The sequence below is a fragment of the Pseudorhizobium marinum genome, assembly GCF_000705355.1.
Taxonomy (GTDB): Bacteria; Pseudomonadota; Alphaproteobacteria; order Rhizobiales; family Rhizobiaceae; genus Neorhizobium; species Neorhizobium pelagicum.
Genome location: NZ_JMQK01000008.1, coordinates 292,935 through 309,012, shown reverse-complemented (window position 1 = coordinate 309,012; position 16,078 = coordinate 292,935). Strand labels below are relative to the sequence as shown.

The 16,078-nt window shown below is 64.4% G+C and carries 13 protein-coding genes; 6 read left to right on the top strand and 7 right to left on the bottom strand.

From position 1 onward, the window contains the following. Positions 1 to 54: 54 nt before the first annotated feature. From recJ to EO99_RS27145, 4 genes are all read right to left on the bottom strand, one after another. A complete protein-coding gene (gene recJ / locus EO99_RS0112335; protein ID WP_156034748.1) occupies positions 55 to 1,890 on the bottom strand; it encodes a single-stranded-DNA-specific exonuclease RecJ in 1,836 nt (611 codons plus the stop codon). Positions 1,891 to 2,325: 435 nt separating this feature from the next. Beyond that, positions 2,326 to 3,654, bottom strand: a complete 1,329-nt coding sequence (locus EO99_RS0112325) for a homoserine dehydrogenase (RefSeq protein ID WP_029618948.1) — start codon at positions 3,652 to 3,654, stop codon at positions 2,326 to 2,328. Between the two features lie 52 nt (positions 3,655 to 3,706). Next, positions 3,707 to 4,924 (bottom strand): LL-diaminopimelate aminotransferase, encoded by a 1,218-nt coding sequence (locus EO99_RS0112320; protein WP_029618947.1) that lies wholly within the window; start codon positions 4,922 to 4,924, stop codon positions 3,707 to 3,709. A gap of 99 nt (positions 4,925 to 5,023) precedes the next feature. Next, entirely contained in the window at positions 5,024 to 5,422 is a 399-nt protein-coding gene (locus EO99_RS27145) for a hypothetical protein (RefSeq protein WP_156034746.1), read from the bottom strand. Positions 5,423 to 5,551: 129 nt separating this feature from the next. Between EO99_RS27145 and EO99_RS0112310 the strand changes: the two genes are divergently transcribed. The 5 genes from EO99_RS0112310 to sthA all read left to right on the top strand — a co-directional run bounded on the left by EO99_RS0112310 (position 5,552) and on the right by sthA (position 11,435). Further along, entirely contained in the window at positions 5,552 to 7,396 is a 1,845-nt protein-coding gene (locus tag EO99_RS0112310; protein WP_029618945.1) for a PHA/PHB synthase family protein, read from the top strand. A gap of 9 nt (positions 7,397 to 7,405) precedes the next feature. After that, complete coding sequence (gene sfsA / locus EO99_RS0112305; RefSeq protein WP_029618944.1) at positions 7,406 to 8,140, top strand: DNA/RNA nuclease SfsA; 735 nt, start codon at positions 7,406 to 7,408, stop codon at positions 8,138 to 8,140. A gap of 10 nt (positions 8,141 to 8,150) precedes the next feature. After that, positions 8,151 to 8,987, top strand: a complete 837-nt coding sequence (gene map / locus EO99_RS0112300) for a type I methionyl aminopeptidase (protein ID WP_029618943.1) — start codon at positions 8,151 to 8,153, stop codon at positions 8,985 to 8,987. 2 nt (positions 8,988 to 8,989) lie between these two features. Further along, the gene (radC, locus tag EO99_RS0112295) at positions 8,990 to 9,805 is read left to right on the top strand and encodes a RadC family protein (RefSeq protein ID WP_029618942.1); all 816 of its coding nucleotides are present in this window, start codon (positions 8,990 to 8,992) and stop codon (positions 9,803 to 9,805) included. A gap of 160 nt (positions 9,806 to 9,965) precedes the next feature. Continuing rightward, a complete protein-coding gene (sthA, locus tag EO99_RS0112290) occupies positions 9,966 to 11,435 on the top strand; it encodes a Si-specific NAD(P)(+) transhydrogenase (protein WP_081852037.1) in 1,470 nt (489 codons plus the stop codon). Positions 11,436 to 11,484: 49 nt separating this feature from the next. Here sthA and rpsD read toward each other — a convergent pair whose 3' ends face one another. After that, entirely contained in the window at positions 11,485 to 12,102 is a 618-nt protein-coding gene (gene rpsD / locus EO99_RS0112285; RefSeq protein ID WP_029618940.1) for a 30S ribosomal protein S4, read from the bottom strand. Positions 12,103 to 12,460: 358 nt separating this feature from the next. Between rpsD and pepT the strand changes: the two genes are divergently transcribed. Beyond that, positions 12,461 to 13,708: a peptidase T gene (pepT, locus tag EO99_RS0112280; protein WP_029618939.1), complete on the top strand. Its 1,248-nt coding sequence runs from the start codon at positions 12,461 to 12,463 to the stop codon at positions 13,706 to 13,708. A 43-nt stretch (positions 13,709 to 13,751) separates the two neighbouring features. On the opposite strand, the gene EO99_RS0112275 is transcribed toward pepT, so the two are convergent. After that, positions 13,752 to 15,278 carry an ATP-binding protein gene (locus tag EO99_RS0112275; RefSeq protein WP_029618938.1) on the bottom strand — a complete coding sequence of 509 codons (1,527 nt, stop codon included), beginning with the start codon at positions 15,276 to 15,278 and terminating at the stop codon, positions 13,752 to 13,754. A 128-nt stretch (positions 15,279 to 15,406) separates the two neighbouring features. After that, on the bottom strand, positions 15,407 to 16,048 hold the full coding sequence (locus EO99_RS0112270) for a LysE family translocator (RefSeq protein WP_029618937.1): 642 nt from the start codon (positions 16,046 to 16,048) through the stop codon (positions 15,407 to 15,409). Positions 16,049 to 16,078: the final 30 nt, after the last annotated feature.

The window sequence follows — 16,078 nt, the reverse complement described above, 5'->3', positions numbered from 1 at the left end:
AAGAGGGGTTCGACTCCCCTAGGGCGTGCCACTTCCCCTCGTAATTTGAAGAACTTATGGCGCCGGCGCCGCATCGAGGATGCGCAGCTGGATGCGTCGATTGCCCTGCCATTGGTCGCCGGTCAGACAGCCGGCCACATGCAGCTGGACGCCGCGCGAATTGAGCAGCAGATCGCCCAGCGGCGTCTCGGCCGCGCGGAAGGCTATGGCGTCGAGCGTTGTCCCGTCCGCGGCCTGCAGCACGGCCTTCACATGCGCCGTCCCGACCAGGCGCGCATCCTTGATCCTATGCGCCGGGATGGCGAAGATTGGCTGCGCATGACCGGAACCATAGGGGCCGGCCTGCTCCAGCTGATCGAACAGGGCCAGCGTCGCACCGGATGCCGAAAGCGCGCCGTCGATCTTCAGCACATGGTTGCCGACGAGCTTCGGGACGATCTCTCCGGCGATCTCGTCGAACAGGGCGCGCAGGCGACCGAGGTTGGCTTTCTCCACCGTCAGACCGGCCGCCATGGCGTGTCCGCCGCCCTTGACGAGCAGCCCCTGATCGACGGCAGCGCGTACCATCTTGCCCATGTCGAAGCCGTTGATCGACCGGCCCGAGCCCGTCCCCTTGCCGGAAGGATCGAAGGCGATCGCGAAGGCGGGACGCTTGAACTTTTCCTTAAGCCGCGCCGCCAGCAGCCCGACGATTCCCGGATGCCAGTTGTCACGGGCCGTCACCAGCACGCTCGCGCCCTCGCCATCCCCGTATTCCGCCATGACCTCGGCCTCCGCCTCGGCGAGCATGGCCTGTTCCATGGCCTGGCGTTCCCGGTTGAGGTCATCCAGGCGCGCAGCGATCTCCTCGGCCTGGGCGGCGTCGTCGAGCGTCAGCAGCCGGCTGCCGAGTGCCGCATCGCTGATGCGGCCGCCGGCGTTGATGCGCGGCCCGACAAGGAACCCGAAATGATAGGGCGTCACCGGTCCGCCGAGGCCGGCTTTCCGGAAGAGGGCGGCGAGACCGGCATTGTTCATGTGGCGGGCCGCAATCAGCCCCTTCACCACGAAGGCGCGGTTGAGCCCCTTCAGCGGGACCACGTCACACACCGTGGCGAGCGCCACGAGATCCAGCCACTGCAGCAGATCCACCGACTTGGCACGCGCGTCGCCCCGCTCGCGCAGCATTCTCGCCGTGGCCACCAGAACCATGAAGACGACGCCGGCAGCACAGAGATGCCCCTGCCCCGACAGATCGTCCTCGCGATTCGGATTGACGAGCGCCAGGCACGGCGGAAGCGCTTGACCAAGCTGGTGGTGATCGATGACGACCACCTCACATCCCGCGTCGCGCGCCGCAGCCAGTGCGTCGTGGCTGGTCGAACCGCAGTCGACGGTGACGATCAGGCTGGCGCCATTGGCGATCAGCTGGCGGATGGCCGCCGGATTGGGGCCGTAGCCCTCGAAGACGCGGTCGGGAATGTAGATTTCCGGCTCTAGGCCGAAATGCGCGAGGAACCGGTAGAGCAGCGCCGACGATGCGGCTCCGTCAACGTCATAGTCCCCGAAGATCGCCACCTTTTCCCGCCGCTGCACGGCCGCCGACAGACGTTCGGCCGCCTTTTCGCAATCCGTCAGCGTGAACGGCTCGGGCATGAGCGAGCGGATGGTCGGATCCATGAACGCCAGGGCATTGTCCAGTTCGACGCCCCTACCCGCCAGCACGCGAGCCACGAGATCCGGAACGCCGTGGACCTGCGCGATGGCCAAGGCGCGGTTCTGCGCCGCCTGATCGAGGCGCGAGATCCAACGTTGAGCCGACACGGAACGCTCGACATTCAGGAACGCCCGCGGCACGGGATCGACCTGGCCATCAGCAATTACAATGGTGGGAAGGTGCCTTGCCGTCATGGAGCCTTATTAGACCATCGACGGTTGAAACGGTATCTTTTTCGCAGCCAGACAGGCGGCGGCGCAACCTACCCCACGACGAGCTGCGTTCCCCTGCGCTCGGTCTTCAGAGGAATGCCAGCAGCACGCAGCCGACGGCAAACACGGGAACGCTCAGCACCAGGACGGCTGCCCAGTTGCTCCGCTCGTCCCGATCCTCGTGGTTATCCTGATCGTTGGCGGGCAATATCGCCCGTCGTTCCGAAGAAACGGACGACGAGCCCCGATAAGCGACCCGAAAGGATCTACTTTGTGATCTTTGGCAAATCACGCTGACGCCTCCCTGCGACAGTGGTGTGACAATGCAATGTAACCGGAAACCTCCCGGCTGGCCAGTGGCCTTCGGATTGATCTCGTCGTTTTGAACGGCGCGTGTGGGCGGGCAGTCGGCCGCGCTCAGAACGCCTTCGGTCGCTCGATGCGGATGACCTGTGGTTCACCCACCAGATAGCTCTCCGCTTTGATCGCCGCGACGGCGTTGCGAACCGATTCCTCCGTCGTCGCATGGGTGACGAGGATGATGGTCTTGGAGTCCCGCGCCTCGGCAACCGTCTGCGAAGCCGCCCGCTGCACGATCGACTCAAGCGAGATGTTGTTCTCCGCCATCCGGCTCGCGACGCTGGCGAAGACACCGGTGCGATCGGCGACGGTCAGGCGGATGAAGTAGCCGCCTTCATGGCTGCGCATACGGGCCCGCACATAGGGCGCCAGAGCCTTGGCCGGCGTCCCGAGGACCGGCACCCGCTGCTCGCCGGGGCGGCTCTTGGCGATGTCGGCGATGTCGCCGAGCACCGCAGAGGCCGTGGCGTCGCCGCCGGCGCCAGGGCCGACCATCAGCAGTTCGCCGAGAATGTCCGATTCGATCGCCACGGCATTGGTTACGCCATCGACCTGAGCGATGACGGAATCGCGAGGCACCATCGTCGGGTGAACCCGCTGCTCGATCCCAGATTCCGTTCTCTGCGCAACGCCCAGCAGCTTGATGCGGTAGCCGAGGTCAGCCGCCGCTCCGATGTCCTCGATGGAGATGTTGCTGATGCCTTCAAGGTAGATTTGATCCGCGGCGATCTGCGTGCCGAAGGCAAGCGTCGTCAGGATGGCAAGCTTGTGGGCCGTGTCATTGCCCTCGATGTCGAAGGCCGGGTCTGCTTCGGCGTAACCGAGCCGCTGTGCCTCCTTGAGGCAGTCCTCGAAGGTCAGCCCCTCCTTCTCCATACGGGTCAGGATGTAATTGCAGGTGCCGTTCATGATCCCGTAGACGCGCGAGACCTTGTTGCCGGTCAGCGATTCCCGCAGCGCCTTGATCACCGGAATGCCGCCGGCGACAGCAGCTTCGAAGTTCAGCAGGACGCCCTTGTCTTCCGCAAGCGCGGCAAATTCCATGCCGTGTCGCGCCAGAAGCGCCTTGTTTGCAGTGACTACATGCAGGCCGCGCCGCAGCGCCGCCCGCACAGACGTGTCGGCTGCACCCTCGGCCCCGCCGATCAACTCGACGAAGACATCGATGTCGGCCTCTTGCGCCATGGCGTCGGGCGTATCGAACCAGGTGATGCCCGACAGGTCGACGCCGCGGTCGCGGGAGCGATCCCTTGCGCTGACGGCGGTGATCTCTATGGCACGCCCGCAGGTGATCGAAAGTTCCTTCGCCCGCGCACCAATGATCCTGACAAGCGACGCACCGACGGTTCCAAGACCCGCAATGCCAACTTTAAGGGCATCTGCCATCATACTCTTCCTGCGATTTTTGGGGTGGCGGCCCTCGCCGGGCCGCCCGAGACTAGCGGCGGGTGTTCAACGAAATCACATTGTGCATCGTCTCGTCCGCCGTGGAGAGGAACTTCTTGATGTTGCGGGCCGCCTGCCGGATGCGATGCTCGTTCTCCACCAGGGCCAGTCGAACGTAATCGTCGCCCATCTCGCCGAAGCCCACGCCCGGCGCCACGGCCACATCCGCCTTTTCCACCAGGAGCTTGGAGAATTCCAGAGAGCCCAGGTGCCGGAACTTTTCCGGGATCTTCGCCCATGCGAACATGGTCGCTGCCGGCGGCGGCACCTCGAAGCCGGCCTTGCCGAAGGTGTCGACCATCACGTCGCGGCGGCGCTTGTAGACCGCCCGCACTTCCGCGATATCGGAACCGTCGCCGTTCAAGGCATGGGTCGCCGCCACCTGGATCGGCGTGAAGGCGCCGTAGTCCAGGTAGGATTTGACGCGGGTCAGCGCCGAGATCAGCCGCTCGTTGCCGACCGCAAAGCCCATGCGCCAGCCCGGCATCGAGAATGTCTTCGACATCGAGGTGAATTCCACGGCAACGTCCATCGCGCCCGGAACCTGGAGGACCGACGGTGGCGGTTCGCCATCGAAGTAGATTTCAGAGTAGGCCAGATCCGAGAGAACGATGAGCTCATGCTTGCGGGCGAACTCGATCACGTCCTTGTAGAAATCCAGCGACGCCACGTGGGCCGTCGGATTGGAGGGGTAGTTGATGATCAGTGCCAGGGGCTTCGGGATCGAATGCTTCACCGCCCGCTCCAGCGGCCCGAAGAAGCTGTCGTCCGGCTCCACCGACATCGACCGAATCACGCCGCCCGCCATCAGGAAGCCGAAGGCATGGATCGGATAGGTGGGATTGGGGCAGAGAATCACGTCGCCCGGTGCCGTGATGGCCTGCGCCATGTTGGCAAAGCCCTCTTTCGAGCCCAGCGTCGCGACGACCTGAGTGTCCGGGTTGAGCTTGACGCCGAAGCGTCGCGCGTAATACCCGGCCTGCGCACGGCGGAGGCCCGGAATGCCCTTGGAAGAGGAATAGCGGTGCGTGCGCGGATCCTGGACCACTTCACAAAGCTTGTCGACGATGGCCTTTGGTGTGGGAAGGTCCGGATTGCCCATGCCGAGATCGATGATGTCGGCGCCCGCCGCTCGCGCGCTGGCCTTCAGACGATTGACCTGTTCGAACACATATGGCGGCAGCCGCCTAACTTTATGAAACTCTTCCATGTCTCTCCCCGTGGAAGCACGCGCGGCCCAGGCCAGCGCGGGGATATCGCCCAATCGGCGATTTGGTGATTTGCGACCAAACCGCCCGAAAGGCAAGCGCTAATTGGCGATGGCGGTTTCCGCATCCTGCCCGTGGTTTGCGGCAAGGCTGCGCAGTTCTGCGACCCGGCGCCGATACTCGGCATCCGAAACGCTGCCGTTCGCGCGCGCCTGCGAAAGGGCGGTCAGCTGCGCCTCGGTTCCGGCCGCATCCTCGTCGCCGATCTGGCTGTTGGCGGCGGTCAGGCTGCCGTCGAAGGTCGGATAGCTGCCTGTCTGGCGCCGCACCAGCGGCCCGGATGGCGCCGTCGACTGATTCGAAACGACCGTGGACGTCGGCGCCGTGTTCGGGATGCCGTCGTCGAGAGCAAAGCTGTTGCAGCCCGCCAGCAGCATCGGCAGTCCGCCTACACACAGGATAAGGGGCAGAGTTTCCGCCCAGCGCCTCAGTCGTTCCATCACACCCGCCCATTTCCGGCGTTCAAAAAGTCGACGCCTTCAGCGTCAATCGCTGGCACTTGTATTCAACTTCCGGCACTATGTACAAAGGAAATCAAACAGCAAGAACAGTTCTGTTCGGAGGAGCGGTTGACCGACACGAGGGAGGAGAAACAGTCTGGAGCGGAGGGTTTTGCCGGCTTCGACCCGAAGTCCGTTGAATCCTACATGGTCAAGGACCCGAACACGCTCGCCCTCAACCTCGCGCGCGCACTCGAGCACCTTGGCCAGGGCGCCTCGGACTGGATCAAGGCCCGGGAGAACGCGGGCGTGGCCGACCCCGCAGCCGACCCTGTCACCGATCTGGTGAAGACCCTGTCGCAGGTGGCGCACTATTGGGTCTCGGACCCGAAGCGAACGCTGGACGCGCAATCGCTGCTGTTCTCCAGCTACATCGGCATCTGGACGCGCACGCTGTCGCAGTTCACCGGCCAGCCGGTTACCGAGGTCGAGGAACTGCCGAAGGACAAGCGGTTCGCCGACGAGGACTGGACCCGCAATCCGTTCTTCGCCTTCCTTCGCCAGGTCTATCATGTGACCGCCTCCTGGGCGGAGAAGCTGGTGGCCGAGGCGGAAGGGCTCGACGAGCACACCCGTCACAAGGCGGCCTTCTACGTCAAGCAGATGACGGCGGCGCTCTCGCCCGCCAATTTCGCGCTGACCAATCCGGAAGTCTATCGCCAGACGGTGGCCAGCAGCGGCACCAACCTCGTTGCGGGCATGCGCATGCTGGCCGAGGACATCGCAGCCGGCGGCGGCGACCTGCGCCTGCGCCACACCGACCTCACGAAGTTCAAGGTCGGCGAGAACCTCGCGACGACGCCCGGCAAGGTGATCGCCCAGAGCGACCTCTGCGAAGTCATCCAGTATGATCCGAGCACCGAGACGGTCCTGAAGCGGCCACTGCTCATCGTGCCGCCCTGGATCAACAAGTTCTACATCCTCGACCTGACGCCGCAGAAGAGCTTCATCAAATGGTGCGTCGATCAGGGACACACGGTCTTCGTGATCTCCTGGGTCAATCCCGATCAGCGCCACGCCGCCAGGGACTGGGAAGCCTATATCGAGGAAGGCGTGGAATTCGCGCTCGAGACGGTGGAAAAGGCGACCGGCGAGACGAAGGTCAACGCCATCGGCTACTGTGTCGGCGGAACGCTGCTCGCCGCCGCACTGGCCCTGCATGCGCAGCGGAAGGACAGCCGCATCGCGTCGGCGACCTTCTTCACCACCCAGGTCGACTTCACCCAGGCAGGCGACCTGAAGGTCTTCGTCGACGAAGAGCAGCTCGAGGCGATCGAGAGGCAGATGCACAAGAGCGGCTATCTCGACGGCTCCAGGATGGCCAATGCCTTCAACATGCTGCGCGCCTCGGAGCTGATCTGGCCCTATGTCGTCAACAACTACCTGATGGGCAAGGAACCGCCACCCTTCGATCTGCTCTACTGGAACGCCGACTCGACCCGCATGGCCGCCGCCAACCACGCCTTCTACCTGCGCAACTGCTATCTCGACAACGCATTGAGCAAGGGCGAGATGAAGCTTGGCGGCCGGGTCATCTCGCTCAAGGACGTGAAGATCCCGATCTACAATCTTGCCACCCGCGAGGACCACATCGCCCCGCCGCGGTCGGTGTTCAAGGGCTCCTCGCTGTTCGGCGGCCGGGTCGAATTCGTGCTGAGCGGCTCCGGTCACATCGCCGGGGTCGTCAATCCGCCGGACAAGCAGAAATACCAGTACTGGACGAACGGCAGGCCGCAGGGTGATTTCGACGGGTGGATGAAGAAGGCCCGCGAAACCAAGGGCTCCTGGTGGCCGCACTGGGATGCCTGGGTCAAGAAACGCGCCGACGAGCGCGTCGCGGCCCGCAAGCCGGGCGGCGACGCGCTGAACGCCATCGGCGACGCGCCCGGCACCTATGTGCTGGAACGGGTGTAAACGCGGCTGATGGTCTTCGATCCGCCGCTCGTGCCAGCAACCCTCGTCCACCGCTACAAGCGCTTCCTGTTCGATGCCATCCTCGACGACGGCACGCCGATCACCGGGTCCTGCCCCAACACCGGCTCCATGCGGGGACTGACGACGCCCGGATCGCGCATCTGGCTTTCGCTCCACGATAGTCCGACACGCAAGTACCGGCACATGCTGGAGATGGTGGAGGTGAACGGCACGCTGGTGGGCATCAACACCGGGCTTCCCAACCGGCTTGCCGAGGAGGCTATCACGGCCGGCCGCGTGCCGGCGCTGGACGGTTACGGCACCCTCCGCCGCGAGCAGCGCTACGGAACGAACTCCCGCATCGACTTCCTGCTGTCCGGAGCGGGACGGCCGGATGCCTATGTCGAGGTCAAGAACGTCCACTTCATTCGCGAGGAAGGACTCGCGGAGTTTCCCGATACCGTCACCAAACGGGGCGCCAAGCACCTCGACGAACTGTCTCAGATGGTGGCGCGCGGTCATCGCGGCGTCATGCTCTACGTCATCCAGAGGCCGGACTGCGCGTCTTTCAGACTTTGCCACGATCTCGATCCAGCCTATGCGGCAGCCTTTCGGCATGCGGTCGATCGCGGAGTCGAGGCTTACGCCCTGCGCTGCCGCGTCACACCCGCAGAAATTGTCGCTTGCGATCTGATCACAATGGACGAAATGCGTTCGGGTGCATTAAGAACGGGGATATTGTGAGAAAGACCCCATGGTAAATTATGTTGACGCGGTGCAAGCCCCGCTCAAGAACACGGGCGCCATCCGCCTTTACAGCGCAGACGATTTTGCCGGCATGCGCAAGGCGTGCCTGCTGACGGCACGCTGCCTCGATGAACTGGCGTCGATCGTGAAGCCCGGCGTGACGACCAGCGAGATCGACCGCTTCGTCTTCCAGTTCGGCTTGGACCACGGGGCCCTGCCCGCGACGCTGAACTATCGCGGCTACAAGTATTCCGTCTGCACCTCCATCAACCATGTCGTCTGTCACGGCATGCCGGACGACAAGCCGCTGAAGGAAGGTGACATCGTCAACATCGACGTCACCTATGTCCTCGATGGCTGGCACGGCGATTCCAGCCGCATGTATCCGGTCGGCCAGATCAAGCGGGCGGCCGAACGCCTGCTGGAGGTGACCTACGAATGCCTGATGCGCGGCATCCAGGCGGTGCGCCCCGGCGCCCGCACGGGCGCCATCGGCCAGGCGATCCAGACCTATGCCGAAGCCGAGCGCTGCTCCGTCGTCCGGGATTTCTGCGGCCACGGCGTCGGCCGGCTGTTCCACGACACGCCCAATATCCTCCACTACGGTAAGGCCGACGAAGGCCCGGAACTGCGCGAGGGCATGATCTTCACCATCGAGCCGATGATCAACATCGGCAAGCCGCACGTCAAAGTCCTGTCCGATGGCTGGACCGCCGTCACGCGCGACCGGTCTCTCTCGGCCCAGTATGAGCATGCCGTCGGGGTCACCGCGACCGGCTGCGAGGTCTTCACGCTCTCTCCCGCAGGGCTCGACCGGCCCGGCCTGCCACCATTGGAGGGATAGCAATGACCAACCGCGCGGTCCCTCCCAATGACGGCAATCTGCCAGCCATGGACGAGGGCACCGACGAACGCGGTTTCTTCGGGGAGCAGCCGCCGAAGACGGCATCGCTGAAGCGCAGCGGCGTCTTGGCGAAGGAAGAGGACAAGCAGGCGCATTATCACGGCCACCGTGATCGCCTGCGAAGCCGCTACCGCGATCATGGCGATGCCGCCCTCGCCGACTACGAGCTTCTGGAGCTGTTGCTCTTCAGGCTGATCCCGCGCAAGGACACCAAACCGATCGCCAAGGCCCTGATCGACCGGTTCGGCACGCTCGCCGGGGTCTTCGGCGCGCCGACCGGCCTGCTGCAGGAGGTCAATGGCGTCGGCGAGGCCGTTGCACTCGACCTCAAGCTGGTGGCCACCGTCGCCCACCGCATGCTGAAGAGCGAGCTGCGCGGCAAGCAGGTCCTGTCGTCCTGGTCCTCGGTCATCGACTACTGCCATGCCGCCATGGCCTACGAATCCCGCGAGCAGTTCCGCATCCTCTTCCTCGACAAGCGCAATGCCCTGATCGCCGACGAGGTCCAGGGCCGCGGCACCGTGGATCATACGCCGGTCTATCCCCGCGAGGTGGTGCGGCGCGCGCTGGAGCTCTCGGCGACCGCCATCATTCTCGTGCACAACCATCCGAGCGGCGACCCCACCCCCTCGCGCGCCGACATCGACATGACGCGGACGATCGTCGAAACGGCAAAGCCGCTTGGCATCACCGTCCACGACCACATCATCATCGGCAAGGACGGCCATGCGAGCCTGAAGGGCCTGCGTCTGATTTGAACGCGACCACCGATTTGGCCCGTTTGTTGCACGTTCTTGTGAAACGGAACTCTATGCATCGGTGTTTGTCAGGATGCCTCAATCAAACCGTAAGACAAGGCTGATAGATCATTCATCTGGCAGCAGGAAACGCCGCCGAATTGAGCAAGCGGAGCAATCCATGAACCACTACGACCTCATCGTCGTCGGCAGCGGCCCGGCAGGACGCCGCGCCGCCATCCAGGCCGCCAAGCTGGACAAGACCGCCTTGGTGATCGAACGCGGGCGGCGCGTCGGCGGCGTCTCGGTTCACACCGGCACCATTCCCTCCAAGACCCTGCGCGAAACCGCCCTGAATCTCACCGGCTGGCGCGAACGGGGCTTCTACGGCAAGTCCTACCGGGTCAAGCAGGACATCAGCGCCGACGACCTGCGCCGCCGACTGCTGATCACGCTTGATCACGAGGTTGCCGTTCTCGAGCACCAGTTCGATCGCAACCGCGTGCAGCACATGCTCGGCACCGCCCGCTTCATCGACCCGAACACCCTGGAGGTGGAGAAAGGCGATGGAGAACTGCTGCGGGTGAGCGCAGACTCCATCCTGCTGGCCGTCGGGACGCGACCCTACCGCCCGACCACCATCCCTTTCGACGGCAAGTCGATCATCGACAGCGACGAGCTGCTGGAGATCGCCTCGGTCCCGCGGTCGCTCATCGTGGTCGGTGCCGGCGTCATCGGCATCGAGTACGCCACGATCTTCAGCGCGCTCGATACCCAGGTTACCGTCGTCGAGCCGCGCCAGACGATGCTCGATTTCATAGACAGGGAAATCGTCGAGGACTTCACCTACCAGTTGCGCGACCGCAACATGAAGCTGATCTTCGGCCAGACCGTCGACAAGGTGGAGAAGGACGACAACGGCAAATGCCGCATCGAGCTCAGCAACGGTCGCGTCCTTCAGTCTGAAATGGTGCTGTTTGCCGCCGGCCGCGTCGGCGCGACCGATACCCTGAACCTCTCCGCCGCCGGCCTGGAGGTCGACAGCCGCGGTCGCCTGAAGGTGGACCCCGAAACCTTCCAGACGGCGGTGCCGCACATTTATGCCGCAGGCGACGTCGTGGGATTCCCGAGCCTGGCCTCGACATCAATGGAGCAGGGGCGGATCGCCGCCCGCCATGCCGTCGGCGCCCCCGCCAGCGAACCGCCGCAGTTCTTCCCTTACGGCATCTATGCCGTGCCGGAGATTTCCACCTGCGGCCTGACGGAGGAGGAAGTTGTCCAGCGCGGAATTCCCTACGAGACCGGCATCGCGCATTTCCGCGAGACCTCCCGCGGCCACATCATGGGCCTCGACAGCGGCCTCCTGAAGATGATCTTCTCGCGCAAGACGCGCCGGCTGCTCGGCGTCCACATCGTCGGCGAAGGTGCAACCGAGCTCGTCCACATCGGCCAGGCGGTGCTCAACCTGAAGGGCACCGTCGACTACTTCGTGGAGAACACCTTCAACTACCCCACCCTTGCGGAAGGCTACAAGATTGCCGGCCTCGACGCATGGAACCGCATGGGCGAAGGGCCAAAGGAAGCACCAGTCGCAACCGGCGAGTCGCTCGACAAGACGCTCTCGGCCATGAAAAAAGCCGCGTCGAGCTGACGCGGCTTTCTTAATGTCTGACAGGGCCCGCTTTGCGGGCCCTTTTTTATTAGCGCGAGTAGAACTCGACGACCAGGTTCGGTTCCATGATGACGGCGTAGGGAACGTCGGCAAGTGTCGGAACGCGTACGAAGGTGGCGACCATCTTGTTGTGGTCGGCATCGATGTAGTCGGGAACGTCGCGCTCTGCGAGCTGGACGGCTTCCAGAACCGTGACGAGCTGCTTCGACTTCTGGCGCACTTCGATGACGTCGCCGGCCTTGCAGCGGTAGGAGCCGATGTTGACCTTGACGCCATTGACGGTCACGTGGCCGTGGTTGACGAACTGGCGGGCAGCAAAGACCGTCGGGACGAACTTGGCGCGGAAGACGATGGCGTCGAGACGCGACTCGAGCAGGCCGATCAGGTTCTCGCCGGTGTCGCCCTTGCGGCGGTTGGCTTCGTCGTAGATGGCGCGGAACTGCTTCTCACGGACGTCGCCGTAGTAGCCCTTCAGCTTCTGCTTGGCGCGCAGCTGCACGCCGAAGTCGGAAAGCTTGCCCTTGCGGCGCTGGCCGTGCTGGCCGGGGCCGTATTCGCGACGGTTGACTGGGGACTTCGGACGACCCCAGATGTTTTCGCCCATACGGCGATCGATTTTGTACTTGGACGACGCGCGCTTGCTCATCGTATTTCCTTCTTAACAGGTGTCACCCGCCCGTTGCCGGACAGGATCAAGGAAACACGCCCTCCTCTGAACTCCGATTGGGGAGTCCTGACAGGTTTCTCACGGAAGCGTCCGGAGAACACCACGGGACATGTCATGAAAACACCGGGCGTTACCACCCGGCGATGGCGGGTCTCTACTCGGCGGGGAGCCTGTTGTCAACGCCTCGGCGCCGGAAAGCCATCCGCCGCCGCGGTCGGGAGGCTTCTTCCGTCCCGATCGTCCGGCAGAGCCCGATCTCGTAGAGCCTAGCACATTTCCCTTGAAGCCCATCCCGGCTAGGCTCCCTTTCTCGCCATGCCAGAATCGGATCTCGCCCATGCCTCTCCCCACTGACACCGTGCTCGACCGCTTCCTCCGCTATGTCGTCATCGACACCCAGTCGGACGGAAGCTCCACCACCCAGCCTTCGACGCAAAAGCAGCTGACGCTCGGCCGCGTCCTGGAGCAGGAGCTCAGGGCACTCGGGCTGGACGATGCGCATCTCGACGAACACGGCAATGTCTATGCGACCCTGCCGGCCAACACCGAGAAGCAGGTCCCGGCGATCTGCTTCTGCTCGCACATGGACACGGCCCCCGATTTCTCGGGCACCAACGTCAAGCCGCAGATCGTTCGCAACTACCAGGGCGGCGACATCCGGCTCACGGGTGACACGAGCCGCGTGATCCGCGTCGACGAGCATCCGGACCTGAAGGACCAGATCGGCCACGACATCGTCACCACCGACGGCACGACACTTCTCGGCGCCGACGACAAGGCAGGCATCGCCGAGATCATGACGGCGGCACAATTTCTGCTGGCGCACCCGGAAATCAAGCATGGTCCGGTCAAGATCCTCTTCACCACCGACGAGGAGATCGGTCGCGGCGCCGACAAGGTGGACCTGGAAAAGCTCGGCGCCGCCTTCGGATATACGCTGGACGGCAGCACGCTCGGCGAGATCCAGAGCGAGAATTTTTCCGCCGACGGCGTGACCATCGAGATCGCCGGCGTCGCCATCCATCCGGGCACCGCCAAGGACAGGATGGAGAATGCCATCAAGATCGCCAGTGCCATCATCGCCCGCCTGCCGCAGGATCAGGCCCCGGAGACGACCGAAGGCCGGCAGGGGTTCATTCATCCCGTCGGCATCAGCGGCGCGATGGAGGGAGCCCGCATCAGCTTCATCATCCGGGACTTCGAGGAGAAGGGCCTGGTCGAAAAGGAAGATCTCCTGAAGGCGATCACGCAGGATGTCCTGAAGAACTATCCGGGCTCGACCTGCAACATCCAGGTCAAGGAGCAATACCGCAACATGAAGAGCGTGCTCGACCGGCATCCGGAAGTCATGGACAATCTCATGGAAGCGACCCGCCGGATCGGCCTGGAGCCGAAGATCGACGCCATTCGCGGCGGCACCGACGGCGCACGCCTGTCCTTCATGGGCCTGCCCTGCCCCAACATCTACACCGGCGGACATGCCTATCACTCACCGCTGGAGTGGATCAGCGTTCAGGACATGCAGGTTGCGGTGACGGCGATCGTCGAGCTCATCAAGGTATGGGAAGAACGCGCCGCCGCTTGAGGCAGCGACAGAGGGAAGAGGCGGCGAAACCGCCCTTCCTTCCCTATTCGGCAGCGTGCTGCCGTTCGACGGGTTCCTCATCCTGCGCATCGGGCGCGCCCGGCGAGGTCTGCACGTCGAGATCCGGGAAGGCGACGATGCGCTTGCCGGAGAAATCCGAATGCACCACGATCAAGCCCTGTTCCTCGAAATAACCGAGAAGCCGGCGGGCACGGCGCGCCGAATGGGTGCCATAGGCCTTGGCGATCCGCATGTCCGATGGGCAGGGTTCAGCCAGCAGCGCCGCGCGCGCCAGCAACAGGAAGACGCCCTGCAGGTCGTCGGAGACGCGCACGGAAAGCTCCAGCGCCGTCTGCCAGCCGGGCGTCTCGGCCGTTTCCTTGTCGACGCCCGCCCGCGATATCGCGACGCGCCGGCGAAATTCGCGCATCGCCATCGGTGGCCCCGGCAGCCGGCGCATGCGCAGGCGCACCAGGAAGTCCTGATAGAGCACGGCATCGGTCCGGTAGGCCGCCTGCGGATCGTCGATGATCTCCGACAGGACGGCGTTCAGCCGTTCCTCGCGCGCCTCCGGCGAAAGCTCCGGCTGTGCGGGACGCTGGTTTTGCTCCTGGGCGGCCGGGCTGGCTGCGGGCACGGAGCGCGAAAGCTCGGCCAGGATGTCCGTCGTCGGGCGCGGTGCCGGCGGTGCGCGGCGGGTCATCGGGCGGGTGAACTCCTCTGGGTCCGGCGTGAAGATCAGGTCCTCCACATCCTGCGGCGCATCCGGCAGCGGCATCAGCTTGGGCGAGGAGGATCGCGCCGAGGTCTCGACGCTGCCGATGACGATCGGCAGCGGACGGCGCGACAGGGCCGGACCGAGCGCGACGAAATTGCCGCGCTTCAGGTCGCGGAACATCTCCGCCTGCCGCCGGTCCATGCCCAGCAGATCGGCGGCACGCGCCATGTCGATGTCGAGGAAGGTGCGGCCCATCAGGAAGTTCGAGGCCTCGGCCGCGACGTTCTTGGCAAGCTTGGCCAGCCGTTGCGTGGCGATCACGCCGGCAAGACCGCGCTTGCGGCCGCGGCACATCAGGTTGGTCATGGCGCCAAGCGACATCTTGCGCGCATCTTCGGAAACATCGCCGGCGACCGAGGGCGCAAACATCTGCGCCTCGTCGACGACGACGAGAACCGGATACCAATGCTCGCGATCGGCATCGAACATGCCGTTGAGGAAGGCCGCGGCTGCGCGCATCTGTTCTTCGAGGTCGAGCCCCTCCAGGGTGAGCACGCAGGAGACGCGGTGCTGGCGAATGCGGTTGGCGATGCCGACCAGTTCGGCCTCCGTCCGCTCGCCGTCCACGACCACGTGGCCGTATTTGTCGGCCAGCGTGACGAAATCGCCTTCGGGATCGATGATGACCTGCTGTACCCAGGGTGCCGACTGCTCCAGGAGCCGCCGCAGCAGGTGCGATTTCCCCGAACCGGAATTGCCCTGCACCAGGAGGCGAGTCGCCAGCAGCTCTTCGATATCGAGCTTGGCCGGAGCGCCCCCGGACACGGTCCCCATATCGATTCCGACCTGCAATGCACTTCCCTCGTATGATCAGTCTCTGGATGGTGACGCGGCTTGCGCGATTCCGGTGCTGTAGCAGGTTTACGGATTCGTTTCGCCCCGTCACTACCGAAATGCACAGGCTTTGCTGTGAGGCCGGATCAGGCCGCTGCGGCGCGCTTCCAGCCGAGGGCGAGAAGGCCGGCGCCGATCATCAGCGACCCGCCGGTGCGGTTCACCGCACGCTGCACCTGCGGCTTGCGGATCTGGTTGCGGGCGAGCGCTGCCAGCAGACCGTAGAGCGTCGCGTTCAGGGTCGCCAGCGTCAGAAACGTCAGCTCGAAGATCAGCATCTGCAGGAAGAGCGGTTCGCCAAGGTCGAGGAACTGCGGCAGGAAGGCCACGAAGAAGATGATGCTCTTGGGATTGAGCGCCGTGACGGCATAGGTGTGCAGGAAGATCCGCGAGGCTTTTACCGCAGGAGCCGGCGCCTCGCCCTCACTCCCTGCCCCGTCGGACACCGGGGACCGCCAAAGCTTGATACCGAGGTAGATCAGGTAGGCGGCGCCCACCCATTTCAGCAGCGTGAACAGTGCCGCCGACGTCGCCAGCAGGGCGCCGAGACCCAGCATCGATGCGGTCATGGCCGTGAAGTCACCGAGCGCCACGCCGGCAACGGTCGCCGTCGCCACCTTGCGGCCATGGCTGAGCGCATAGGAGATCACGAGCAGGATCGTCGGTCCGGGGATCGCAAGCAGCACCGCCGACGCGGCGACGAAGGCAAGCCAGTTTTCGATGGGCATCAATTTCGCTCCAGTGAATGTCGGGAGCAA